Source organism: Herbaspirillum sp., from assembly GCF_017744395.1.
Lineage (GTDB): Bacteria > Pseudomonadota > Gammaproteobacteria > Burkholderiales > Burkholderiaceae_D > Herbaspirillum.
The window spans coordinates 489,592-513,956 of record NZ_JAGIBI010000003.1; the positions used below are offsets into that span (position 1 = coordinate 489,592).

Annotated in this window: 20 protein-coding genes; 8 read left to right on the forward strand and 12 right to left on the reverse strand. The window is 64.3% G+C overall.

Going from position 1 to position 24,365, the window contains the following annotated elements:
* Nucleotide 1: 1 nt before the first annotated feature.
* The 3 genes from pepP to J7548_RS11090 are packed head-to-tail and all read right to left on the reverse strand — an operon-like array spanning nt 2 to nt 3,105.
* Complete coding sequence (gene pepP, locus J7548_RS11080) at nt 2-1,348, reverse strand: Xaa-Pro aminopeptidase (RefSeq protein ID WP_290974545.1); 1,347 nt, start codon at nt 1,346-1,348, stop codon at nt 2-4.
* Nucleotides 1,345-2,061 (reverse strand): N-acetylmuramate alpha-1-phosphate uridylyltransferase MurU, encoded by a 717-nt coding sequence (gene murU, locus J7548_RS11085; RefSeq protein ID WP_290974547.1) that lies wholly within the window; start codon nt 2,059-2,061, stop codon nt 1,345-1,347. The genes pepP and murU overlap by 4 nt, the downstream gene beginning before the upstream one ends.
* A 12-nt stretch (nt 2,062-2,073) precedes the next feature.
* Nucleotides 2,074-3,105: a phosphotransferase gene (locus J7548_RS11090; RefSeq protein WP_290974548.1), complete on the reverse strand. Its 1,032-nt coding sequence runs from the start codon at nt 3,103-3,105 to the stop codon at nt 2,074-2,076.
* A gap of 97 nt (nt 3,106-3,202) precedes the next feature.
* On the opposite strand from J7548_RS11090, the gene J7548_RS11095 reads away from it, so the two are divergent.
* From J7548_RS11095 to J7548_RS11130, 8 genes are all read left to right on the forward strand, one after another.
* The gene (locus tag J7548_RS11095; protein WP_290974549.1) at nt 3,203-5,476 is read left to right on the forward strand and encodes an LPS-assembly protein LptD; all 2,274 of its coding nucleotides are present in this window, start codon (nt 3,203-3,205) and stop codon (nt 5,474-5,476) included.
* Between the two features lie 21 nt (nt 5,477-5,497).
* On the forward strand, nt 5,498-6,994 hold the full coding sequence (locus tag J7548_RS11100; protein WP_290974552.1) for a peptidylprolyl isomerase: 1,497 nt from the start codon (nt 5,498-5,500) through the stop codon (nt 6,992-6,994).
* 74 nt (nt 6,995-7,068) lie between these two features.
* Entirely contained in the window at nt 7,069-8,094 is a 1,026-nt protein-coding gene (pdxA, locus tag J7548_RS11105) for a 4-hydroxythreonine-4-phosphate dehydrogenase PdxA (RefSeq protein WP_290974554.1), read from the forward strand.
* The gene (gene rsmA / locus J7548_RS11110; protein ID WP_290974555.1) at nt 8,091-8,867 is read left to right on the forward strand and encodes a 16S rRNA (adenine(1518)-N(6)/adenine(1519)-N(6))-dimethyltransferase RsmA; all 777 of its coding nucleotides are present in this window, start codon (nt 8,091-8,093) and stop codon (nt 8,865-8,867) included. Before pdxA ends, rsmA begins: the two co-directional genes overlap by 4 nt.
* A 436-nt stretch (nt 8,868-9,303) precedes the next feature.
* The gene (locus J7548_RS11115; RefSeq protein WP_290974556.1) at nt 9,304-9,666 is read left to right on the forward strand and encodes a hypothetical protein; all 363 of its coding nucleotides are present in this window, start codon (nt 9,304-9,306) and stop codon (nt 9,664-9,666) included.
* Between the two features lie 156 nt (nt 9,667-9,822).
* Nucleotides 9,823-10,227: a lactoylglutathione lyase gene (gene gloA / locus J7548_RS11120; RefSeq protein ID WP_290974558.1), complete on the forward strand. Its 405-nt coding sequence runs from the start codon at nt 9,823-9,825 to the stop codon at nt 10,225-10,227.
* A 411-nt stretch (nt 10,228-10,638) separates the two neighbouring features.
* Nucleotides 10,639-12,186 (forward strand): methyl-accepting chemotaxis protein, encoded by a 1,548-nt coding sequence (locus J7548_RS11125; RefSeq protein WP_290974560.1) that lies wholly within the window; start codon nt 10,639-10,641, stop codon nt 12,184-12,186.
* 437 nt (nt 12,187-12,623) lie between these two features.
* Nucleotides 12,624-14,195, forward strand: a complete 1,572-nt coding sequence (locus J7548_RS11130; protein WP_290974562.1) for a PAS domain-containing methyl-accepting chemotaxis protein — start codon at nt 12,624-12,626, stop codon at nt 14,193-14,195.
* 98 nt (nt 14,196-14,293) lie between these two features.
* Here J7548_RS11130 and J7548_RS11135 read toward each other — a convergent pair whose 3' ends face one another.
* The 9 genes from J7548_RS11135 to J7548_RS11175 form a co-directional block, all read right to left on the reverse strand.
* The gene (locus J7548_RS11135; RefSeq protein WP_290974565.1) at nt 14,294-15,295 is read right to left on the reverse strand and encodes a SprT family zinc-dependent metalloprotease; all 1,002 of its coding nucleotides are present in this window, start codon (nt 15,293-15,295) and stop codon (nt 14,294-14,296) included.
* Nucleotides 15,296-15,325: 30 nt separating this feature from the next.
* Nucleotides 15,326-16,111 (reverse strand): lysophospholipid acyltransferase family protein, encoded by a 786-nt coding sequence (locus J7548_RS11140; RefSeq protein WP_290974567.1) that lies wholly within the window; start codon nt 16,109-16,111, stop codon nt 15,326-15,328.
* Nucleotides 16,112-16,143: 32 nt separating this feature from the next.
* Entirely contained in the window at nt 16,144-16,701 is a 558-nt protein-coding gene (gmhB, locus tag J7548_RS11145; RefSeq protein ID WP_290974570.1) for a D-glycero-beta-D-manno-heptose 1,7-bisphosphate 7-phosphatase, read from the reverse strand.
* 97 nt (nt 16,702-16,798) lie between these two features.
* Complete coding sequence (gene glyS / locus J7548_RS11150; protein ID WP_290974573.1) at nt 16,799-18,919, reverse strand: glycine--tRNA ligase subunit beta; 2,121 nt, start codon at nt 18,917-18,919, stop codon at nt 16,799-16,801.
* Nucleotides 18,920-18,996: 77 nt separating this feature from the next.
* Nucleotides 18,997-19,914, reverse strand: a complete 918-nt coding sequence (gene glyQ, locus J7548_RS11155) for a glycine--tRNA ligase subunit alpha (protein WP_290974575.1) — start codon at nt 19,912-19,914, stop codon at nt 18,997-18,999.
* 145 nt (nt 19,915-20,059) lie between these two features.
* Nucleotides 20,060-21,685: an apolipoprotein N-acyltransferase gene (gene lnt, locus J7548_RS11160; protein WP_290974578.1), complete on the reverse strand. Its 1,626-nt coding sequence runs from the start codon at nt 21,683-21,685 to the stop codon at nt 20,060-20,062.
* Between the two features lie 20 nt (nt 21,686-21,705).
* Nucleotides 21,706-22,584 carry a transporter associated domain-containing protein gene (locus tag J7548_RS11165; RefSeq protein ID WP_290974581.1) on the reverse strand — a complete coding sequence of 293 codons (879 nt, stop codon included), beginning with the start codon at nt 22,582-22,584 and terminating at the stop codon, nt 21,706-21,708.
* Between the two features lie 185 nt (nt 22,585-22,769).
* Nucleotides 22,770-23,225: an rRNA maturation RNase YbeY gene (gene ybeY, locus J7548_RS11170; RefSeq protein ID WP_290974585.1), complete on the reverse strand. Its 456-nt coding sequence runs from the start codon at nt 23,223-23,225 to the stop codon at nt 22,770-22,772.
* Complete coding sequence (locus J7548_RS11175; RefSeq protein WP_290974587.1) at nt 23,212-24,348, reverse strand: PhoH family protein; 1,137 nt, start codon at nt 24,346-24,348, stop codon at nt 23,212-23,214. The genes ybeY and J7548_RS11175 overlap by 14 nt, the downstream gene beginning before the upstream one ends.
* Nucleotides 24,349-24,365: the final 17 nt, after the last annotated feature.

Consider the following 24,365-nt stretch of genomic DNA (forward strand, 5'->3'; position numbering starts at 1 on the left):
GTCAGCCCTGGCGCATCAGCGCTTCGATGTCGTCGACCTTGCTCGGCACGCCGGTGGTCAGCAGTTCGCAGCCGGTGGCGGTAACGTGGGCGTCGTCCTCGATGCGGATGCCGATGTTCCAGTATTTTTCCGGCACGCCTTCGCCCGGGCGCACGTAGATGCCCGGTTCGACAGTGAGCACCATGCCCGGCTGCAGCGTGCGCCATGGCTTGCTGCCATCGGCGGCCGGCGGATCGCGGTAGTCGCCGACGTCGTGCACGTCCATGCCCAGCCAGTGGCCGGTGCGGTGCATGTAGAACTGGCGGTAGTCGCCTTTCTCGATCACGTCCTGCAGCGAGCCGACACGGTTCTTGTCGAGCAGGCCGGTATCGAGCATGCCTTGCGCCAGCACGCGCACGGCGGCGTCGTGGCCGTCCATGAAGCGCTTGCCGGGAACGATTTCGGCGACGGCGGCGTTCTGGGCGGCCAGCACGATTTCGTACAGCTCCTTTTGCGGGCCGGAGAACTTGCCGTTGGCCGGGAAGGTGCGGGTGATGTCGGAGGCGTAGCTGTCCAGTTCGCAGCCGGCGTCGATCAGCACCAGGTCGCCATCCTTCAGTTCGGCGTCGCCGGCGCGATAGTGCAGCACGCAGGAATTGGCGCCGGTGGCGACGATGGAGCCGTAGGCCGGGTATTGGGAGCCGTTGCGGCGGAATTCGTGCAGCAGCTCGGCTTCCAGCTGGTATTCGAGCAAGCCGGGGCGGGCGATGCGCATGGCGCGGCAATGGGCTTCTGCGGAGATCACGCCGGCGCGCTTCATCAGGTCGATCTCAAAGGAGTCCTTGAACAGGCGCATGTCGTCCAGCAGCACGCTGACGTCGACTACCGCGCCGGGCGCGGCCACGCCGCTGCGGGCGAGGGCGCGCACGCCCTGCAGCCAGCGCTGCAGCTGGGCATCGCGCTTATCGTCGTGGCCCAGCGCGTAATAAATGGCGGGCGCGTCGGCCAGCAATGCCGGCATGCTCTTGTCGAGTTCGTCGATGGCATGGGCGGCGTCGAAACCGAATTGCTGCTGCGCCGCTTGCGGGCCGAAGCGGTAGCCGTCCCAGATTTCGCGTTCCAGGTTCTTGTCGCGGCAGAACAGGATGCTGCGGCTTTCCTTGCCGGCCACCAGCACCACCACCGCCTCGGGTTCGGTGAAGCCTGTCAGGTAGTAGAAATAGCTGTCGTGGCGATAGGGATAGTCGGCATCGCGGTTGCGCATGACTTCCGGCGCGGTCGGGATGATGGCGACCCCGCCGCCGGCCTTTCGCATGCTGGCGAGCAGGCGGGCGCGGCGTTCGATGAAGGGCGTGGCGTTGAAGCTCATGGACGAGTTCCTCCGGGCGGCTGGTTCAATGCTTCCAGTTGGTCGATGGTACCAACGTTATGCCATTCGCCGCGATAGACGTCGCCGCCGACCTGGCCGCGCGCGGCGTATTCGCGCAGCAGCGGGCCGAGCTTGGCGTGCTCGCCGGGGGCGATGGCGTCGAACATCTGCGGGCGGTAGACGCCGATGTTGGCGAAGGTCAGCTTGTTCTCGCCTTCATTGGCGATCGAGAAATTGTTGAGCGCGAAATCGCCCTCGGGATGGAAGGGCGGATTCTTGACCAGCCAGATCCAGGCCACGTCGCGCTTGTCCAGCGGCAGCGGGTTGCCCCACGGGTCTTCGTCTTCCAGCACGGTCTTGACTTGCTCGTAGTCGAAGTGCGGGCAATAAATGTCGCCTGAGACGGCCACGAACGGTTGTTCACCCAGCAGGTGGCGGGCCTTGGCGATGCCGCCGGCGGTTTCCAGCGCGGTGCCTTCGGGCGAGTAATGCAATTGCGCGCCGAACTTGCCGCCGTCGCCCAGCGCTTCCTCAAGCTGCCGGCCCAGGTGGGCATGGTTGATGACGATCTCGGTGATGCCGGCGCGCACCAGCGACAGGATCTGCCACACGATCAGCGGTCGGCCGCGTACTTTCAGTAGCGGCTTGGGTGTGGCGTCGGTCAGCGGGCGCATGCGCTCGCCGCGGCCGGCTGCGAAGATCATGGCTTTCATGTATGCGCGCCTTCAGAAGGTATAGCCGAACTTGGGCGCGTGTTCCTGTTCGAGCTTTTCGATCAGGCGCACCAGCGGCGTGAAGGCGACGTAGCGGCGCGCGGTCTTGAGCGTGTAGTCCATGACCAGCGGCATGTCCTTCAGGTAGCCGTCCTTGCCGTCTCGGTGGTACAGGCGGGCGAAGATGCCCAGCACCTTCAGGTGGCGCTGCAGGCCCATCCACTCGAAGTCGCGGTAGAAACCGTCGATGTCCGGCGCCACCGGCAGGCCGGCGCGGCGCGCCTTTTCCCAGTAGCGGATGGTCCAGTCCAGCACCAGTTCCTCGTCCCACTGGATGTAGGCATCGCGCAGCAGCGAAACCAGATCGTAGGTGATGGGGCCGTAGACCGCGTCCTGGAAGTCGAGGATGCCGGGATTGCCGGCGGGCAGCACCATCAGGTTGCGCGAATGGTAGTCGCGGTGCACGTAGACCTGCGGCTGCGCCAGGTTGTTGGCCAGGATGGCGTCGAAGGTCTTGGTCAGAACCGCGTTCTGTTCGTCAGTCAGCGTCACGCCCAGGTGCTTGCCGATATACCACTCGCGGAACAGTTCCAGCTCGCGCAGCAGCAGTGCGCGGTCGTACTCGGGCAGGGCGTCGGGCTTGCTTTGCGCTTGTAAAAGTACCAAGGCATCGATCGCATCCATGTATAGTTTGTGCGCGCTGTCGGCCGAGAGTTGCTGCAGGTAGGTGACCGAGCCCAGGTCGGACAGCAGCAGGAAGCCGCGCTGCACGTCTTGCGCCAGGATTTGCGGCACCGTCACGCCGGTGGCGCCGAAGACGCCGGCCACGTGGATGAACGGACGCACGTCTTCTTGCGGCGGCGGCGCGTCCATGACGATGGCGGTGCCGCCGTCAGGCGTATCCACGCGGAAATACCGGCGAAAACTGGCGTCGGCGGAGGCCGGGCGCAGGGTGGCCGGCAATACTGGCGTGGCCGCCAGCGTGGCCAGCCAGTCTTGCAATTCGGATAAGCGCAAATCGGGGGAAGAACTTGGGGAGGACATGAACAATCTGAGGAATTCGTTTGATGTGTATGAGTTCCCATATAATAAGGGATTAACCTCAAAAAATCCGCCTGCACGGTGTCTTGCCACTCTTTTCATGATCCGGTTTTCCAAGTCTCTTTCTGAACGCGCCGTCAATTGGCGGTTGGCGCGCCTGTTCTCGTCGGCGGTGGTGGCATCGGCCTCCGGCCTGCTGCCGCTCACGGTGCATGCGCAGATGGCGATGCCCAAGCCGGCCGCGGCGCCGGCCGACGACAAGGATGCCCCCGTCAATGTAAGCGCCGAACAGATGACCGGCCGCCCCGACCGCCAGGTGAACCTGGACCGTGACGTCGAAGTGGTCAAGGGCAGCACCACGATCAAGGCCGATAAAGCGGAATACCGCATCATCCAGGATGAAGTCGAGGCGACCGGCCACGTCTGGATGCGGCGACTGCAAGACCAGTACACCGGCGACCATGCGCAGATGAACATGGAGTCCGGCGCTGGCTTCGTGACCAATCCGACCTATCTGTTTGGCAAGAATGGCGGGCGCGGCAAGGCCGAGCGCATCGATTTCCTGTCCAACGACCAGGCGCAGGTGACGCAGGGCACCTACAGTACCTGCGAAGCGACCGATCCCGACTGGTACCTGCGCGTCAATACCATGGACCTGGACAGCGGGCGCGATGTCGGTACCGCGCATGGCGGTTTGCTGTATTTCAAGGACGTGCCTATCCTCGGTTCGCCGTGGATGACTTTTCCGCTGTCGGGCGAGCGCAAGTCCGGCGTGCTGCCGCCGACCATCGGCATGACCAGTACCGGCGGCGCGGAAATCGCGGTGCCTTACTATTTCAACCTGGCACCCAACTACGACCTGACGCTGGTTCCGAAGTACATCGTCCGCCGCGGTCTGCAACTGGGCGCGGAAACGCGCTACCTGGGCGATACCTACTCCGGCACCACCTATGTGGAGGGCATCCAGGATCGTGTGACCGGCACCGGCCGCTACTCGCTGTCTTCGCTGCATAACCAGACGCTGGCGCCAGGTTTGCAACTGGCCTGGAACCTGAATAAGGCGTCCGATAACGACTATCCGTCGGATTTCGCCCATTCGATCACGGCCAGCACTCAGCGCCTGCTCACGCGCGACGTGAGCCTGACCTATGGCAGCACTTACTGGAGCCTGTACGGCCATGTCTCCAAGTACCAGTTGCTGCAGGATGTCAATAATCCCATCACCAAGCCTTACGACCGCGTGCCGCAGATCGTCTTCAACGGCAACCGCTATGACGTCGGGGGCTTCGATTTTTCGACGACGGCCGATTTCACCCGCTTTTCCAGTGGCGACTTGGTCGGTGGTGACCGCGCCTTCGTTACCCAGACCGTGTCGTATCCGTTCGTGCGCCCGGGCTACTTCATCACGCCTAAGGTCATCCTGGACGCCACCAGTTATCGCCTGAACAACCTTTCCCCGGGACAGCCGACCAGTTTCAACCGCACAGTGCCGACGGTGTCGCTCGATTCCGGCATGATTTTCGAGCGCGAATCCACGCTGCTGGGCCGCTCCATGACGCAGACCCTGGAGCCGCGCCTGTTCTATGTGCGCACGCCGTATCGCGACCAGTCGCAATTGCCCAATTTCGATTCCGGGCTGGCTGACTTCAACTTCGCGCAAATCTTCAGCGAAAACCGCTTCGTCGGGCATGACCGCATCAGCGATGCGAACCAACTGACCGCGGCCGTGACTTCTCGCCTGATCGAGGAAAACGGCCTGGAGCGCCTGCGCATGGCGGTGGGACAGCGCTATTATTTTGCCGACCCCAAGGTTGGCCTCAACACCACCACCACGACTACGCTGGGCAGCAAATCCGATCTGCTGCTAGCGCTGGGAGGCCAGATCTCGAAGGAATTCTCGACCGACAACACGGTGCAGTACAGCGAGACCCTGCGCCAGATGGTGCGCTCGACTTTCGGCGTGCGCTGGCAGCCGGCGCCCAAGCGCGTGCTGAACCTGCAATACCGGTTGGACCGCACTTACCTGAACCCCTACACCGGCCTGATGACTCCGCTCAAGCAAGTCGACGTGTCCGGCCAATGGCCGGTGTCGCAACGCTGGTATGCTGTGGGCCGCATGAACTACTCGATCCCCGACAGGACCGTGGCCGAAGGCCTGCTAGGCATGGAGTACAAGGCGGATTGCTGGGTGTTCCGCATCGTGGCGCAGCGCATCCCGACCTCGTCCAGCAAGGCGTCGACCGGTTTCTTCTTCCAGCTGGAACTTAACGGTTTCTCGCAGATTGGCTCCAATCCACTGGATGCGATCAAGAGCAGCGTTCCGGGCTATCAGAAAGTGAATTTGCCCGATAGCGCGGTAGACAACAACTTCTAACCCTTTCCTGACCCACAATCCATGCGTAATATGCATACACCACTCCTCGCAAAAACCAAAACAGTGACCGCGCTGCTGTGCATGCTTGGCGTGATCGGCAATGCGCATGCGCAGTTTGCCACGACCATCACCCCGGCCGTGCCGGCGGACACGGCGCCGCAGGCGCCTGCCAAGCCGGCGGCCAAGCCAGCGGCGGCCGCCGCCAAACCGGCCGCCGCCGTGCCGCTGGCGGCGCCTCCCGTGGCAGCCCCGGCGCCGGAGGCCGCCCGCGCATCCCGTGAACCCAGGCCGGTCGATTCCATCCTGGTGGTGGTCAACAACGAGGTCATCACGCGCCAGGAAGTCGCCGAGCGCCTGGCCAGCGTCGAACAGCGCATGGCCGCGCAGAACGTGCAACTGCCCCCGCGCAACCAGTTGGTGCGCCAGTTGGTCGAGCGCATGATCGTCGAGCGCGCCCAGGCGCAGATGGCCAAGGAAAGCGGTATCGTGGTCGACGACGCCATGCTGGACCGCGCCATGCAGCGCATCGCCGAGCAGAACAAGATGTCGATGCCGGAATTCCGCAGCCGCCTGGAAAAGGAAGGCATGGTCTACGCCACCTTCCGTGAAGAAATCCGGCGCGAAATCCTGGGCCAGCGCCTGCGCGAGCGTGAGGTCGACAACAAGGTCACCGTGACCGAATCGGAAATCGACAATTACCTGGCCGCCGAAGCCAATGCCGGCGGCGAGCACCAGGAACTGGATATCGCCCAGATTCTGATCCGCGTGCCCGAGAACGCCACGCCGGAACAACTGGCCGCGCGCCGCGACCGGGCTGAGGACGTGCTGCGCCAGTTGCGCACCGGCGCCGACTTCGCCAAGACCGCCGCCGCCTACTCCGACGCCGCCGATGCCCTCAATGGCGGCGACCTCGGCTGGCGCGCGGCCGAGCGCCTGCCGCAGCTGTTCCTTGACGGCGTGGCCAAGCTGCAGGACGGCCAGGTCAGCGCCATCCTCAAGAGCGGCAACGGCTTCCACATCCTGAAGCTGGTCGGCCGTCGCGCCGCCGGCAACCAGCAGGCTGCGGCGCCGGCAGTCCAGCAGACCCATGTGCGCCATATCCTGATCAAGGTCACCCAGGTGGTCACGGCCGCCGAAGCCAAGCGCAAGCTGACCGAACTGAAGGAGCGCCTGGACCACGGATCGGCCTCGTTCGAAGAGCTGGCCAAGCTGTATTCGAACGACTTGTCGGCGGCCAAGGGCGGCGACCTGGGGTGGGTCTACCCGGGCGATACCGTGCCTGAATTCGAACGCGCGATGGACCAGCTGAAACCGGGCGAGGTCAGCCAGCCGATCGAATCGCCGTTCGGCTACCACCTGATCCAGGTGGTCGAGCGCAAGACCGACGACGCTTCCAAGGAACGCACCCGCCAGGCAGCCCGCCAAGCCATTCGCGAGCGCAAGATCGAAGAGGCCAACGAAGACTGGATGCGCCAGATCCGCGACCGCGCCTACGTCGAGTACCGCAACGACGACTGACGCATTTTTTCCCGCTGTCGCGAGAAGCCGGCCCTGGTGCCGGCTCTTGCGTTTCTGATACCGCTCTTTACGCTATGAACCGACCCATCCTTGCGCTGACCTGCGGCGAACCGGCAGGCATCGGACCTGAAATCTCGCTGCGCGCGGCCTGGGAGTTGCGCGCCGAAGTGCGTTGCGTGCTGCTGGGCGATGCCGCCTTGCTGGCGCAAACGGCGCAGGCCATCGATCCGGGGATGCGGGTGGCGGCGCTGTCGATACAGGCGTGGCGCAACAGCGGCTTGCCGGATTTCCCGACCGACTGCCTGACCGTCATCGACTGCCCGGTGGCGGAGCCGGTGCGCCCCGGCCAGCTCGATGCGCGCAACGGCCTGGCAGTGCTGCAGACGCTGGACCTGGCGGTCGAAGGCGCCATGAACGGCAGCTTTGCCGCCATCGTCACCGCACCGCTGCAGAAGAGCACCATCAACGACGCCGGCGTGGCCTTCATCGGTCATACCGAATATCTGGCCGAAGCCACGCATACGCCGCAAGTGGTGATGATGCTGGCCGGCGGCGATGCGCCGCATCTGCGCGTTGCGCTGGCCACCACCCACCTGGCCTTGAAGGATGTGCCGGCCGCCATCACCGGCGACAGCCTGGCACGTACGCTGGATATCATCCAGGCCGACCTGCGCGCCAAGTTCGGCATCGCCGCGCCGCGCATCCTGGTCACCGGCCTGAACCCGCATGCCGGAGAAAACGGCTATCTCGGCCACGAGGAAATCGACGTCATCGCGCCGGCGCTGCTGGCAGCGCAGCAGCGCGGCATTGACGCGCGCGGGCCGTATCCGGCCGATACGCTGTTCCAGCCCAAGTACCTGGAAGGCGCCGACTGCGTGCTGGCGATGTACCATGACCAGGGCCTGCCGGTGCTCAAGTTCGCCAGCTTCGGCCACGGCATCAATATCACGCTGGGCCTGCCGCTGATCCGCACTTCGGTCGACCACGGCACCGCACTGGACCTGGCCGCGCGAGGGCTGGGCCACGCCGACCACGGCAGCATGGCAGTGGCGATCCGCGCCGCCGCCGGCATGGCGCGCAACCAACAAGGCAAGACATGAAGCACATTCCCCGCAAGCGTTTCGGCCAGAACTTCCTGACTGACGATGCCGTCCTGTACGACATCATCCGCTCCATCGATCCGCAGCCGGATGACGCCATGGTCGAGATCGGCCCCGGCCTGGCGGCGATGACGTCGCTGCTGCTCGACTCGCTCAGGCACCTGCACGTGGTCGAACTCGACCGCGACCTGGTCGAGCGGCTCAACAAGCGTTTCGACCCGGCGCGCCTGACGGTACATTCGGCCGATGCGCTGAAGTTCGATTTCGGCAGCATTCCGGTGCCGCCAGGGCAGAAGCTGCGGGTAGTCGGCAACCTGCCGTACAACATCTCCAGTCCCCTGCTGTTCCATCTGGCCGGCATCGCGCCGCAGGTGCGCGACCAGCATTTCATGCTGCAAAAGGAAGTGGTGGAGCGCATGGTGGCCGAGCCGGGCGGCAAGGATTACGGACGCCTGTCGGTGATGTTGCAATGGCGCTACCACATGGAGCTGCTGTTCGTGGTGCCGCCCACCGCGTTCGATCCGCCGCCCAAGGTGGATTCGGCCATCGTCCGCATGATTCCGCTGGCGCAGCCGATGCCGTGCGAAGAAAAACTGCTGGAGCAGGTGGTCACCAAGGCCTTCTCGCAGCGCCGCAAGGTGATCCGCAATTGCGTGGCGAGCTTGTTCACCGAAGACGAGTTGCGTCAGGCCGGCGTCAATCCGCAGGCCCGTCCGGAAACGGTGCCGGTGGAGCAGTTCGTGGCGCTGGCCAATCTGCTGGGGCAACGCTAAGGACAGCTTCCAAGGCGGCTCCAGGGCCATCCGGTTGCAGAAAGTCACATCCGGGACGTGACTCGTAAGAACTGTAACCAAGTTTCAGAATCGATGAAATTCGAGATTCGCTGACATATAGTGGAATCGTGCCGCGACAACATAGCGGACCAGAACTCATTTCATCAATAGGCGTGAGATGCGTTCTGCTCAGAAAGGGCGCTGGCAAGGCGCGCGACGCGTCGTGTGGCGGTGCCACACGCAAGGAGCGCAACGCGGCCAGCGCCCTTTCTGAGCAGAACCCGGAGGGAGCGGCCCGTTTGGGCGAATTGCCGCGTTACGAACTTGGGTCAAGACGCCCAGTCTTGACCCAAGTTCGCGCCTTGCACTTCATCCCAAACGGGACTCGCTCGCACTCACGCCTATTGATGAAATGAGTTCTAGACAGGAGCCAATCATGGCCAGCAAAAAAATCGCAACGGTTCTGATCGCAACCACACTGCTCGCAACGGCCGCCGCCGTCAGCACGCCCGCCATGGCGCATGACCGCGGCGGCAACAACGGCGTCGCCATCGCCGCCGGCATCATCGGCGCTGTCGCCATCGGTTCGCTGATCGCCAACGCCAATTCCGCACCGGTCTACCAGGCGCCGCCGCAGCAGCCGGTATATTACGAAGCCCCGCAGCCGCTGTACTACGAAGCTCCCCAGCGCGTGTATTACGAGCAGCCGCGCTATTACGCACCGCCGCCGCGCTATGTCGAACGCACCGTGGTGCGCAGCTATCGCTATCGTGACCGCTGGGGCGATGACGACGATTGATCGCGCCGGAAACCAGTGGGAAGAAAACGGGCAAGCTTCGCGGCTTGCCCGTTTTGCGTTGCCGAACCCGCGGCCATGCGCCAGCGCCCCGAGGCCAAATGTACGATAATGCGCCGGTTGCCATTAGCCATAATCAGCCACATAAGGAAGAGCCAAATGAGGATGCTGCATACGATGCTTCGCGTAGGCGATCTCGATCGTTCCATCGATTTCTACACAACGGTGCTGGGCATGAAGCTCTTGCGCCGCAATGATTACCCGGACGGCAAGTTCACCCTGGCATTTGTCGGATACGGTGACGAGAGCGACCACACGGTGCTCGAATTGACCCACAACTGGGACACCAAGAGCTACGACCTCGGCACCGGCTATGGACACATCGCGATCGAAGTCGAGGATGCCTACGCCGCCTGCGACGCCGTCAAGCAGAAAGGCGGCCTGGTCACACGCGAAGCCGGCCCCATGAAGCACGGGAAGACCGTGATTGCGTTTGTCCAGGACCCCGACGGCTACAAGATCGAGTTCATCCAGAAAAAAGAACACTCAGGCGCACCGGACTGACGCGCCATCGCCGCGGCGGCCATCGGTGCCGCCGGCCGGATTCCTTGAACATGCCCGATTCAGCCTGGCTGAACCGGGCATTTTTTTCGCCGGCAAGTGATATCGAATCGCGCATGGGCTTTGCGATTTAATTCATTGGAAAGACATTGTTCGACTATTTACCATTCACTGTTATTTCGGTCAGCCATGCCGGAATGATGCGATGACCGGCGAGCCGACGAGGGAAGGCGCGCCGGAACCTGCAGTACAAGTACCGGGATAAGCCAAGTCAGAACGGGGCGTCGATCCGGTCCATTCTCACGAGATTCCCATTCCTTGGACGCTCGCTCCAGGTTTCCTGCCGCGCCCGGCAACGCAGGGACGTCCGGGATCGCCCCTCAAAAATTATATAAATAGAAATTCGAGGATGACATGAACTGGTTCCACAATCTGAACATCGCGAAAAAGCTGGCCTTGTCCTTCGCGGCGGTGATCGCGCTGACCGTGCTGCTCGGCTTGTTCGCTGTTATCCAGCTCAAGGAAGTCAACAAGGCCTCTTCGGAAATCGTCAGCAGGTGGCTGCCGTCGATCGAAGCGGCGCGGGAAATACAAGGATCGCTGCCGCGCATGCGCATTTCCGAACTGGAACTGGTGACAGCGGTGCAGCCCGCCGAGCGTACCGCCGCAAACACCGCGATCAAGACGCGCCTGGAGATCATCGCCAAACAGCGCGCGGCCTACGAGAAGCTGATTTCGGAGCCGGCTGAAAAAGAGCAATACGCGCAGTTCGCCAAGAGCTTCGCCGCCTATATCGAAATAGACAAGCAACTGGCCGAGATGGCGGCCAACCAGCAATACGACGAAACGCGGGCGCTGTTCAACGGCGAATCCCAAAAGCTGTTTCGCGGCATGGTCGCCAGTCTCGACGCGATCGTGAAAGTCAACAGCGAAGGCGGCGCGCGCGCCGACCAGGCCGCCACCGGCGTCTATCGGGGCGCCAGGACATTGATCTTCGGCCTGCTGGCGGCGGCCGTCCTGATCGCCTTCGCGCTGGCGATGGTGGTGGGGCGCAACGTGTCGCGTCCGCTCCGGGAGGCGGTGGAGGTCGCGCAACGCGTGGCCGGGGGCGACCTCGCGATGCATATCCGCGCCGGCAGCCGCGACGAGACAGGCCGCCTGATGGAAGCGCTGCGGGCGATGAGCGAAAGCCTGAAGAACATTGTCAACGAAGTGCGCCAGGGAACCGACGCCATCAGCACCGCTTCGCAGGAAATCGCCACCGGCAACCTCGACCTGTCTTCGCGTACCGAGCAGCAGGCCGGTTCGCTGGAAGAGACCGCTTCGGCCATGGAGGAACTGACCTCCACCGTCAAACAGAACGCCGACAACGCGCGCCAGGCCAACCAACTGGCGGTATCCGCTTCCGAGATCGCCAGCCAGGGCGGCGAAGTGGTGGGGCAGGTGGTGCAGACCATGGAAGGCATCACCGAAAGCTCGCGCAAGATCGCCGACATCATCGGCGTGATCGACGGCATCGCCTTCCAGACCAACATCCTGGCATTGAACGCCGCGGTGGAGGCCGCACGCGCCGGCGAGCAGGGGCGCGGCTTCGCCGTGGTGGCTTCCGAAGTGCGTTCGCTGGCGCAACGTTCGGCCGCTGCCGCCAAGGAGATCAAGGAACTGATCGACGACTCGGTGGAGAAGGTCGGCACCGGCAGCCAACTGGTCGACCGCGCCGGCGCGACGATGGGCGAGGTGGTGGCCAGCGTGAAACGCGTGACCGATATCGTCGGCGAAATCAGCGCCGCCACGCACGAGCAAAGCGGCGGCATCAACGAAATCAACAATGCCATCACCCAGATGGACCAGACCACCCAGCAAAATGCGGCATTGGTGGAACAGGCCGCGGCGGCGGCCGATGCATTGAAAGGGCAGGCAAGCAACCTGGCGTTGTTGGTCGGGAAATTCAAGCTGGAATAAGCGGCCATCCTTCCCGATGGGGTGAGCCGGCCGGCAATCAACGCCGCTGCGGATGTTTCCGCTGCGGCGTTTTTCATGGGCGCTCCGGTTTCGGACGACGAGGCCGCGTAAGCGCATTCCTGAATCGCGTACGCAATGACTGGGACGAGTCCCATGTCGGCGCAATCCATGCGATCTACCTTCAGAGCCGCGCAGACACTGGCTTCAAGCTTTCTTATCCATTTCTTCAACGAATCAATTTCGTACTGGAACTACAAGGGGAGCCCCTGCTTTCGTTCTTGTCAGGTGTGGCCGATCGCCCCCGACTTTTACACTGAACTTGTTGCATGGAACGGCAATTCGGGCGACCGGGAAATAACCCGGAACCAGGCGCCAGCTGCCACGACATGCGAGCAATTCCGCTTTCAACAAGTCAACCATCGTCAGGGGGTAGCACCATGCGAAACAGACTGCCAGTCACCAACGTCGAGTACATTCTTCAAGATGGGGAAACCGTGGTTTCCAAAACCGACCTGTACGGCAACATCACCTATATCAACCAGGATTTCATCAACATCAGCGGATTCTCCGCCGAGGAACTGATGGGGGCGCCGCAAAATATCGTGCGCCATCCGGACATGCCGGCCGAAGCGTTTGCGGATTTCTGGCGCACCATCAAGAGCGGCAAGGCATGGACCGGCCTGGTCAAGAACCGCTGCAAGAACGGCGACCATTACTGGGTCGAGGCAAACGCCGCGCCGATGCTGGAGAACGGCAAGATCGTCGGCTACACGTCGATCCGGGTCAAGCCGAGCCGGGAACGGGTGATCGAGGCCGAGCGTGCCTATGCCGAAATCAGGAACGGCAACAAGTCTCTCAAGATTCATGAGGGCGCCGTCGTCAAGCGGTCGTTTTTCCGGCACTTCAATTTCTGGGGCGCGTGCTCGATCCGCTCCAAGATCGTATTGTCATCCGGCTTGCTGATGCTGCTGTTCGCCGCCAGCCTGACCGCGGCAGCATTGGCCGGCCAGCCATTCGACACCTGGTCGGCGGGAGCCGCGATGGCGGGGCTGGTATCGAGCCTGCTGTTCGGATACCTGCTCCATCGCGCCACCGTGGTGCCGATGGAACGCGTGCGAAATGACATCGAGCGGATGAGCGCCGGCGATCTTTCCGGGAAGATCATGGCCGAAGGCGACGATGAGCTGACCCGGCTGGTCCAGTCGCTGCGCGTTTTGCAGACCAACGTGAAACTGCTGGTCGGACAGATCAAGGAAGCCACCGAGGTCGTCAATTACGGCGCCAGCGAAATCGCGAGCGGCAACGCCGATCTGTCGTCCCGGACCGAGTCGCAGGCGAGCTCGCTGGAAGAGACGGCGGCTTCCATGGAAGAGCTGACCAGCACGGTGCGCAAGAACGCGGACAATGCGCACGATGTCAACAACCTGGTCGCATCGGCTTCCGATATCGCCACCCGCGGCGGACAAGCCGTCGGGGAAGTGATCGACACGATGGCCGTGATCAAGGACAGTTCGCGCAAGATAGGCGACATCATCGGCGTGATCGACGGCATCGCCTTCCAGACCAATATCCTGGCGTTGAATGCCTCCGTGGAGGCCGCCCGGGCCGGAGAGCAAGGTCGCGGTTTCGCGGTGGTGGCCCAGGAAGTGCGCAGCCTGGCGCAACGTTCGGCCAGCGCCGCCAAGGAAATCAAGGAGCTGATCGACGATTCCGCGCAAAAGGTCGAAGCGGGCAGCAAGCTGGTCGACGGCGCCGGCAAGACCATGGACGAGATCATGGCATCGGTGCAGCAAGTGGCGGGCTACATGGATGAGATCACCTCCGCCAGCCAGGAGCAAAGCCAGGGGATCGAGCATGTCAACCAGGCGATTGCGAGAATGGACAGCGTCACCCATGAAAATTATGCCCTGGTCGAACAAGCGGCAGCTGCGGCGTCGGATATGCGGCAGCAGTCGGTCAAGCTGGCGCAACTGGTCGATACGTTCAAGCTGGTTTCGGTCATGGCGTAATACCAGTCAGCCGAGCCGAGGCCTGTAACGGGAAAATGCCGCTGCGAAGTGATTCGCAGCGGCATTTTTTCTTGGTCCGGCGGTATGGCGGAGGACGCTCAGAAGATCGGCAAGGTCTCCGGTGCGCTGTCGCGCAGCGCTTTCTTGGCCAGTTCGAATTCGGGGAAGATCGATTGCACCGTGGCCCAGAACTGCGGGCCGTGGTTCATTTCGCGCAGGTGCGCCAGCTCATGCGCGATGACGTAGTCGATCAGCGGCAGGGCGAAATGCATCAGGCGCCAGTTCAGGCGGATGCGGCCGTCGGCGGTGCACGAGCCCCATTGGGTGGTGGCCGAGGACAGCGCGTAGGAGCGGTAGGTGACGCCGAGCTTTTCGGCGTAGATGATCAGGCGCTTGCCGAACAGTTCTTCGGCGCGCGCCTGCAGCCAGCCTTGTACGCGGTCTTTCAGTTGCTGCTCGCTGGCGTCGGCGGGCAGGCTGACGTTCAGTTCGCGCGTTTCCTCATCGAGTTGTACGCCGGAACGCTGGCCGGCGCGGATGCGCAGCGTGATGTCGTGGCCCAGGTAGGGCAGGGTGGCGCCGTCGCGCCATTGCATCTGCGGCTGCAGGCGGCGCGCCGAGCGCTCGCGGCGCTCGTTGAGCTTGGCCAGGATCCAGCGCTGCTTTTCGCGGACGGCGTTCTCGATCTCGGCGATCGTCACCCACTTAGGCGCGGTCACGCGCAAGCCTTCATCGCTTACCAGGAAGCCGATGGTGCGGCGCTTGGAGCGCAGCAGGGCGTAGTCCAGGGTGTGCTCGCCCAACTGGATGCGGCGCTTGCCGTCGGCCGGGCGGCCCGCCGGGGGCGGCACCAGGGTGTTGTCGGGGACCGGCGGAGCGGCGATGACGGGCGGCGGCAGTGGTGCGGCGTGCACTACCGGCGCGGGCGTGACGATCAGCGGCGGCTGCACCGTCGGCGACGGCAAGGCAGGCCCGAGTTCGGCGGCGGGAATGACGGATGGGGATGCTGGCGACCCGGCCTGCTCCGGCTCCGGAGCGAACAAATCCAGTTGCAGCGAAAGCTGGTTCGGATTGGGCTTGGGTTTGCGAAGCAGTTTCAAGGGAGTCGCGGCGTCCTGATAGTGCAGTTGCTAAGGTTGGGTGGAATCTGCAGCCTGCCGGGGCGCGCTGTTCTTGTATGCGTCCGGCGAAATCACGCGCATTTCGGATTCTATCCAATTTTCAACCCGTGCGTTGAGTTCGGCCGGTGTCAATCCTTCCGGCGAGATCGGCTTGCCGATCGATACCTGGATGACGCCCGGTTTCTTGATGAATGTGCCCTTGGGCCAGCATTCGCCGGAGGTGACGGCGATCGGCACCACCAGCGTGTTGGTTTCCACCGCCAGGCGCGAGCCGCCTGCCTTGTACTTGCCCTGCGAGCCTACCTTGGTGCGCGTACCTTCGGGAAACATCATGATCCACTGGCCGTCGCGCAGGCGGCGGCGGCCGTGCTCCAGCACTTGCGCGAAGGCGTCGCGGCCCTTGCTGCGGTCGATCGGGATCATGCGCAACAGGCCGATGCCCCAGCCGAAGAAGGGGATGTAGGTCAGCTCCTTCTTGAACACATACACCAGCGGGCGCGGCATGTGCAGCACGTAGAAGATGGTTTCCCAGGCCGACTGGTGCTTGGACAGCAGGATCGCCGGCGCATCCGGCAGGTTTTCATCGCCGCGCACCTGGTAGCGGATGCCGCAGACGGTCCGGGCCGCCCACAGGACGAACACGTTCCAGCGCGAGGTCCACCAGTAGCGCAGCTTATATGGGAAGGGAGCCGACAGCAGGCAGGCGAACGACCAGATGATGGTGGCGACCGCCATCAGGACCAGGAACAGCACGGAACGCAGAATCAGGATAAGGCGCAAAATACTTTCTCCCATGCCGCAGCATGTTGTTGTGATGGAACGGACGGCTATACCGAGACGTCGACCGGCGATTTGAGGATGAAATCGACCACCGCCGACAGGTCGGGATAGACCAGCGTGCCGGGCGGCAGGCCGCCCTTGGCGTTGGTTTTCTCGCCCTTGCCGGTCAGCACCAGGTAAGGCGCGCAGCCGGCCACGAAGCCGGCCTGCAGGTCGCGCAGCGAATCGCCCACGGTGGCCACGCCGCCGCGCAGGCTGATGCCGAAGCGCTTGGCGATTTCCAGGAACATGCCGGGCTTGGGCTTGCGGCAATCGCAGTTGTCGTCGGCCGAGTGCGGGCAGAAGAACACGGCGTCGATGTCGGCGCCGACCTGCTGGGCCGCGGTGTGCATCTTCTGGTGGATGGCGTTCAGGGTCTTGATGTCGAACAGCCCGCGCGCCACGCCGGACTGGTTGGTGGCGACCACCACCCGGTAGCCGGCCTGGTTCAGGCGGGCGATGGCTTCCAGCGACCCCTTGATCGGGATCCACTCGTCGGGCGACTTGATGAACGCGTCGGAGTCGTGGTTGATGACGCCGTCGCGGTCGAGAATGATCAGTTTCATGCGCTAGGTTTCCCTTCATGAAATCCGCCGCGCAGGCACGGGGCCATGCGCGGCGGATTTTCCCGGTATCGGTCGTGCCTGGGTATTTATTACGCTATTACGCGGCTAGCTTGGAGATGTCGGCGACCTGGTTGAGCATGCCGTGCAATTCGGCCAGCAATGCCTGGCGGTTCTTGCGCAACTGCTCGTCTTCGGCGTTGACCATCACATCGTTGAAGAAGGCGTCGACGTTCTCGCGCAATTGGGCCAGCGCCTTCAGCGCGCCGGCGAAATCGCCCTTGGCATAGGCCGCCTCGACCTGCGGGCGCGACTGCTGCATGGCCGAATACAGGCCCTGCTCGGCGGCTTCGCGCAGCAGGCTGCTTTGCACCTGGCCGTGGCCGTCGATGGCCACGCCTTCGATCTTCTTCAGGATATTGGTGATGCGCTTGTTGGCCGCGGCCAGCGCTTCGGCTTCGGGCAGGGCGGCGAAGGCCTTGACCGCGTCCAGGCGCTCGACCACGTTGTCCAGCACGGCCGGCTGCTGCGCTACCACCGCCTCGACTTCATTCTGCGCGAAGCCGCGCTCGCGCAGCAGGCCGCGCAGGCGGTCGTACAGGAAGGCCAGCACGTCGGCGCGCGGGTCCTTGAAGTTGGCGTTGCCGGCGAACAGCGCGGCGCTAGCGTCGACCAGCGCCGGCAGCGACAGCGGCAGGCGCTTTTCGACCAGCATGCGCAGCACGCCCAGGGCGTGGCGGCGCAGCGCGAACGGGTCCTTGTCGCCGGTCGGCTGCAGGCCGATGCCCCAGATGCCGACCAGGGTTTCCAGCTTGTCGGCCAGCGCCACGGCGGTACCGGTCGCGGTGGCCGGCAGGGCGTCGCCGGCGAAGCGCGGCTGGTAGTGTTCGGATGCGGCCTGCGCGACTTCTTCGGCTTCGCCGTCATGGCGCGCGTAGTAGGTGCCCATGATGCCTTGCAGCTCGGGGAACTCGCCCACCATGTCGGTCAGCAGGTCGGCCTTGGCCAGCAGCGCGCCGCGTTCGGCCAGCGCCACGTCGCCGCCCAGGAGGCCGGCGATCTTGCCCGCCAGCGCCTGGACGCGCTCGGTGCGCTGCAGCTGGTTGCCCAGCTTGTTGTGGTAGACCACGTTGGCCAGCAGCGGCACGCGGTCGGCCAGTTTTTTCTTCTTGTCCTGCTCGAAGAAGAACTTTGCGTCCGACAGGCGCGGGCGCACCACGCGCTCGTTGCCGCCGATGATGTGTTCTGGATGCGCGGTTTCCAGGTTGGAGACGATCAGGAAGCGTGAGCGTAGTTTGCCGTTGGCGTCGGTCAGCGCGAAGTACTTCTGGTTGGTTTGCATGGTCAGGATCAGGCACTCCTGCGGCACGGCCAGGAATTCGTCTTCGAACTTGCATTCGTAGACCACCGGCCACTCGACCAGCGCGGTGACCTCGTCCAGCAGGCTGTCGGGCATCAGCACCTGGTCGGCGCCGGCCTTGTCCAGCAGCGCGGCGCGGATCTTTTCGCGGCGCTCGGCGAAGCTGGCGATGACGCGGCCTTGCGTGGCCAGCGTCTCGACATACTGTTGCGGCGAGGTGATCTGCAGCACGCCCTGCGACAGGAAGCGGTGGCCCAGCGTGGTGCGGCTGGCGTCCAGGCCGAGGATGGTCAGCGGCAGCACTTCCTCGCCGAACAGGGCGACCAGGTAATGCGCCGGGCGCACGAAATGCACGGTCTCGCCGGCGGCGCGGCCGAACTGGCGCTGGTAGCTCATGACCTTGGGGATGGGCAGCTTGGCGACGGTGTCTTCCAGCGCCGCCTGCAGGCCTTGCGCCAGGGCCGAACCCTTGGCGGTGTAGGTGTAGAAGAAGCTTTCGGCCTTGCCGTCCTGGGCGCGTTCCAGCTGGTCGGGCGTGATCACGGGGGCGCCGGTCTGGGCGGCCAGCGCGGCCAGCTTCTTGACCAGCGGCGCGGCCGGGCGGCCTTCGGCATCCAGCGCGACCGACACCGGCAGTACCTTTTCGCGGATCGCCTTGTCGGGCGAGGCGGCGCGCACGTTGGTGACGGACACCGCCAGGCGGCGCGGCGTGGCGTAGGCGGTGGCGGCGGAATCGGCTTCCAGGTAGCCGCGGCTTTGCAGGCCGTTGAAGATGCCGGCGGCGAAGGCGTCGCCCAGCTTGGCCAGCGCTTTCGGCGGCAGTTCTTCGGTGACGAGTTCTACGAGAAGTGTTTGGTTCATGTTGTATGTCTTGCTGTCTTGCTCGGTGCGCCTGCGATGTCAGGCGCCGGTTCTGTCGTATGCGGCTGCCGCCGCGCTCAGGCGGCGGCCTTGGCCGCGTCCGCGCCCAGCATCGGGAAGCCCAGGCGTTCGCGCGACTCGAAATAGGCTTGCGCCACGGCGCGCGAGAGGTTGCGGATGCGGCCGATATAGGCGGCGCGCTCGGTGACCGAGATGGCGCCGCGCGCGTCCAGCATGTTGAAGGTGTGCGCCGCCTTCAACACCTGCTCGTAGGCCGGCAGCGCCAGCGGCACTTCCATCAGGCGCTTGGCTTCGGCTTCGTAGTTGGTGAACAGCGAGAACAGGAACTCGGTGTTGGAGTACTCGAAGTTGAAGGTCGACTGCTCGACTTCGTTCTGGTGGAACACGTCGCCGTAGGTCAGCTTCTTCTTGACGCCGTTTTCAGTCCATTCGGTCCACACCAGGTCGTAGACGTTTTCCACGCCCTGCAGGTACATCGCCAGGCGTTCGATGCCGTAGGTGATCTCGCCCAGCACCGGCTTGCAGTCCAGGCCGCCGACTTGCTGGAAGTAGGTGAACTGGGTCACTTCCATGCCGTTCAACCACACTTCCCAGCCCAGGCCCCAGGCGCCCAGGGTCGGGTTTTCCCAATCGTCCTCGACGAAACGCACGTCGTTCTGCTTCAGGTCCAGCCCCAGCGCCTCCAGCGAACCCAGGTACAGGTCGAGGATGTTTTCCGGCGCCGGCTTCAACACCACCTGGTACTGGTAGTAGTGCTGCATGCGGTTGGGGTTCTCGCCGTAGCGGCCGTCCTTGGGGCGGCGCGAGGGCTGCACATAGGCGGCGCGCCACGGCTCCGGGCCGATCGCGCGCAGGAAGGTCGCGGTGTGCGAAGTGCCTGCGCCGACTTCCATGTCGTAGGGCTGCAGCAGCGCGCAGCCTTGGGCGTCCCAATATTCTTGCAGCTTGAGGATGATTTGTTGAAATGTCAGCATCTTGTGTGGTTGCCTGGTGGAACCGGCGAGGAATTGCTAAAACCTTGAATTTTAGCGTCTTTTGGCCTGTTTGACCCGGTTTCGGGATGGACGGATGCTGGCGGGGCCGAACCGTTTGCAGCCTTGAAACGGTTCGGCGCGGGGATCAGTGCCGGATGCGCGCCGCCTTGTTGTGGCCCCAGGCCACCAGCAGCATCAGCAGGGCCAGGCCGACTGCCAGTTTGTTGCCCAGCAGAACATAGGGCGTCTGGCCCGCATAGCCCTGTACCTTGGCCGCCAGCGTGCCGCGCGTATAGGGCGCCAGTTCCTGCAATGCGCCGCCGGGCAGGATCACGGCGGTGGCGCCGGTGTTGGTGGCGCGCAGCATCGGGCGGCCGGTTTCCAGCGTGCGCATCTGCGAGATCTGCAAATGCTGGGGCAGGGCGATCGAATTGCCGAACCAGGCGATGTTGGACAGGTTCAGCAGCACGCTGGCCTGCGGCTGGCCGGCGCGGTAGGCGTCGCGCAGCTGGCCGGCGATTTCCTCGCCGAACAGGTCTTCGTAGCAGATGTTGGGCAGCACCCATTGGCCGCCCACGGCGAACGGCGGCTGTACGGGGGCGCCGCGCGTCATGTCGCCCAGCGGGATATGCATCATGTCGACGAACCAGCGGAATCCCAGCGGGATGAATTCGCCGAAAGGCACCAGGTGGTGCTTGTCATAACGATAAGGCGAGGCGGCTGAACCGGTTTCGGGGCCGAAGCCCAGCACTGAATTGGCATATTGCATGGGCGCGTCCGACAGCGGGATGCCCAGCGCCAGGTGGCTGCCGCTGGTTTGCGCGAAGCGCACCAGGCGCGCCAGGTAGTCCGGCGGCAATTGCTGCGGCAACAAGGGGATGGCGGTTTCCGGGGTGGCGATCAGGTCGGCCGGTTCGGCCGTGATCATCTGCTCGTACATGGTGAGCGTGGACACCAGCGCATCGTTGGAGAATTTCATCTCCTGCGGGATATTGCCCTGCAGGAGCCGTACCGAGATCGGTTCGCCCTGCGGTGTGGTCCATGCCACCTGGCGCAGCAAGAGGCCCAGCGCGCCCAGCGCCAGCAGCGTCGCCAGCGGCACGCCGATGCGGAGGGCGCCGCCGGCGCTGCCCTTGCGGCCCAGGCCCTGCCACAGCAGCGCCAGCGCGCCGGCCGCCAGCGCGGCGATCCAGCCCACACCATAGACGCCGCCCACCGCCGCGAAACCGGCCAGCGGCCCGGCGGTATGCGCATAGCCCGACACCAGCCAGGGAAAGCCGGTGAAGATCCAGCCGCGCGCCCATTCCGACAAGGCCCACAGCGCCGGCAGCATCAGCAGGCCCATGATCAGCGACGACGACGACCAGTGCCGGCGCAGCAGGCCGGCCAGCGCCACGGCGCCGCCCGCATACAGGCCGAGGTACAGCGCCAGCAGCGCCACGGCCAGCGCCGCCATCCAGGCCGGCATGCCGCCGTAGTCGTGCATGCTGATGTACAGCCAGTGCACCCCGGCCGCGGCCCAGCCGAAGCCGTACAGCCAGCCTTGCAGGAAGTGCCTGCGGGTAGTGGCCGCGGGAGCGGCGATGGTCTGGTGGAACAGCCAGGCCAGCGCGATCACTTGCAGCGGCCACAGCTTGAAAGGGGCGAACGCGAAGACGTTGGCCGCGCCGGCCAGGACCGGCAGCAGCAGCGCGGCCGCGCCGGCGATGCGGCCGGGCGCGGCGGCATCCCCGCGCAGGCCGGGAGTGTTGTTGGGGGCGGGGGAGTTCACGCTGGGCAGTGCGGGCGGGATTATTCGTCTTGCGCCGCCGCGGGCGGCAGCATGGAGACCAGCAGCACGTGCACCTGGCGCGCGTCGGCGCGCAGCACTTCGAAATGCAGGCCGTCGATGTCGAACTCGTCGCCCTTGCGCGGCACGCGGCCCAGGTGATTGGCGACCAGGCCGCCGATGGTGTCGGCATCCTCGTCGGCGCAATGGCTGCCGGTTTCTTCGTTGAACTGCTCGATCTCGGTCAGCGCCTTGACGCGCCAGCGCGCGCCGTTGGGGCCGTCCTTCAGGGCCAGCACGTTGTCTTCGGCTTCGTCGAAATCGTATTCGTCCTCGATGTCGCCGACGATCTGTTCCAGCACATCTTCAATAGTGATCAGGCCGGCCACGCCGCCGTATTCGTCGACCACGACGGCCATGTGGTTGCGGTTGGCGCGGAAGTCGCGCAGCAGCACGTTGAGGCGCTTGGATTCGGGGATGAAGATGGCCGGGCGCAGCATGTCGCGCACGTCGAACGATTCTTCGGCGTAGTAGCGCAGCAGGTCCTTGGCCAGCAGGATGCCGACCACCTTGTCGCGCTCGCCGTCCACGGCGGGGAAGCGCGAGTGCGAGGTCGACAGCACATCGGGCATCCAGGTATCGATCGGCTTGCTGATGTCGATGGTGTCCATCTGCGAGCGGGGCACCATGATGTCGCGCGCGGCCAGGTCGGAGACCTGGAACACGCCTTCGATCATCGACAGGGCGTCGGCGTCGATCAGGTTGCGTTCATGCGCGTCGTGCAGCACTTCGAGCAGCTCGGCGCGGTTTTCTGGTTCGGGGGAAATCAGTGCGGTGAGGCGTTCAAACAATGAACGGTGGGGTTTAGCGTCAGACTTGACGCTACTAGGGTGTTCTTGCATGGCGTTAGGCGCTAGCCCGACGTAGTTTCGAAGGCCATAGGATACAACACTTATATGACAAAACAGCGAAACAGCGGCAATTGCCGGATGTTGTATGTCGGAAACGTGCTGTTCCGCCTTTTTATCGTCGCCCGGATTTCGGCCGGGGCGACGATGGAGAAAAACAATATGAAAACGGCAAGAAATCAGCGCTGCTTGTAAGGATCGGCGAATCCCAGTCCGGCCAGCAGCTCGGTTTCCAGCGCTTCCATCTCGACCGCTTCCTCTTCCTCTTCGTGGTCGTAGCCCTGGGCGTGCAGCACGCCGTGCACCACCAGGTGCGCAATGTGTTCCTCGATGCTCTTGTTCTGCTCGGCGGCTTCCTTCTGCAAGACGTCGGTGCAGAAGATGATGTCGGCTTGCGTCACTTCGCTGTCTTCGTCTTCCGTATAGGCGAAGGTCAGCACGTTGGTGGCGTAGTCCTTGCCGCGATAGTCGCGGTTCAGCTCCTGGCCTTCTTCGCTGCCGACGAAGCGCAGCGTCAGTTCGGCCGGCGCAAACAGCGCGGCCTGCACCCAGCGGCGCAGCATGGGGCGGGTGATGGTGTCTTTCAGGCGGTCGTCGGCGTATTGCACCGACAGCGTCAGCTTAGGTTTTGGCATGGCGTGGCTTGGCGGATTTGGTCAGCAGGTTGGTGGCGGCGCGCGCGGTGGCGCGGGCGGTATCGGGCTTGGCGTTGCCGGCGGCGTCATAGGCGTCGACGATGCGCGCCACCAGCGGATGGCGCACCACGTCGGCGCTGGTGAAGCGCGAGAAGGCGATGCCGCGCACATCGTGCAGCACCGCCAGCGCATCCACCAGGCCGCTCTTCTGTCCGTGGTGCAGGTCGACCTGGGTGACGTCGCCGGTGACCACCGCCTTGCTGCCGAAGCCGATGCGGGTCAGGAACATCTTCATCTGTTCCGGCGTGGTGTTCTGCGCCTCGTCCAGGATGATGAAGGCGTGGTTGAGCGTGCGGCCGCGCATGTAGGCCAGCGGCGCGATCTCGATGGCCTGCTTCTCGAACAGCTTCTGCGTGCGGTCGAAGCCCAGCAGGTCGTACAGCGCGTCGTACAGCGGGCGCAAATACGGATCGACCTTCTGCGCCAGGTCGCCCGGCAGGAAGCCCAGGCGTTCGCCGGCTTCCACCGCCGGGCGCGTGAGCACGATGCGCTGCACCGCGTCGCGCTCCAGCGCATCCACCGCGCAGGCCACGGCCAGGTAGGTCTTGCCGGTGCCGGCCGGGCCGACGCCGAAGGTGATGTCGTGCTCCAGGATGGCGTTGAGGTACTGGCTCTGGTGCGGCGTGCGGCCGCGCAGGTCGTGCTTGCGGGTTTTCAGGATCGGGCTGTCGGGCAGCGCGTGCTCGTCGGGGACGGCGTCTTCCCGGTCGTCCTTATTCGGCGCCTGCGCCTTGCGTGCGCGGCGCACGCCGGCGGCGGCCGGCGGCAGGCCGGCTTCCTCATCGGCGGCCGCGCTGGCGCGTTGCTCGACCAGCGCCAGTTGCACGTCGTCCAGCGACACCGCGCGGTCGGCCAACTGGTAGAAGCGCTCCAGCACTTCCACCGCGCGCTCGGCGTTGCTGCCGGTGACCACGAAACGGTCGCCGCGGCGGAAGATGGTCACGTCCAGCGCGTTGGAAATCTGCCGCAGGTTTTCATCCAGCGCGCCGCACAGGTTGGCCAGGCGCCGGTTGTCCAGCGGTTGCGGAATGAAGTGGTGCGGCTGGTTGGGGATCTTTTTCAATGAGGGTCCGGTATCTT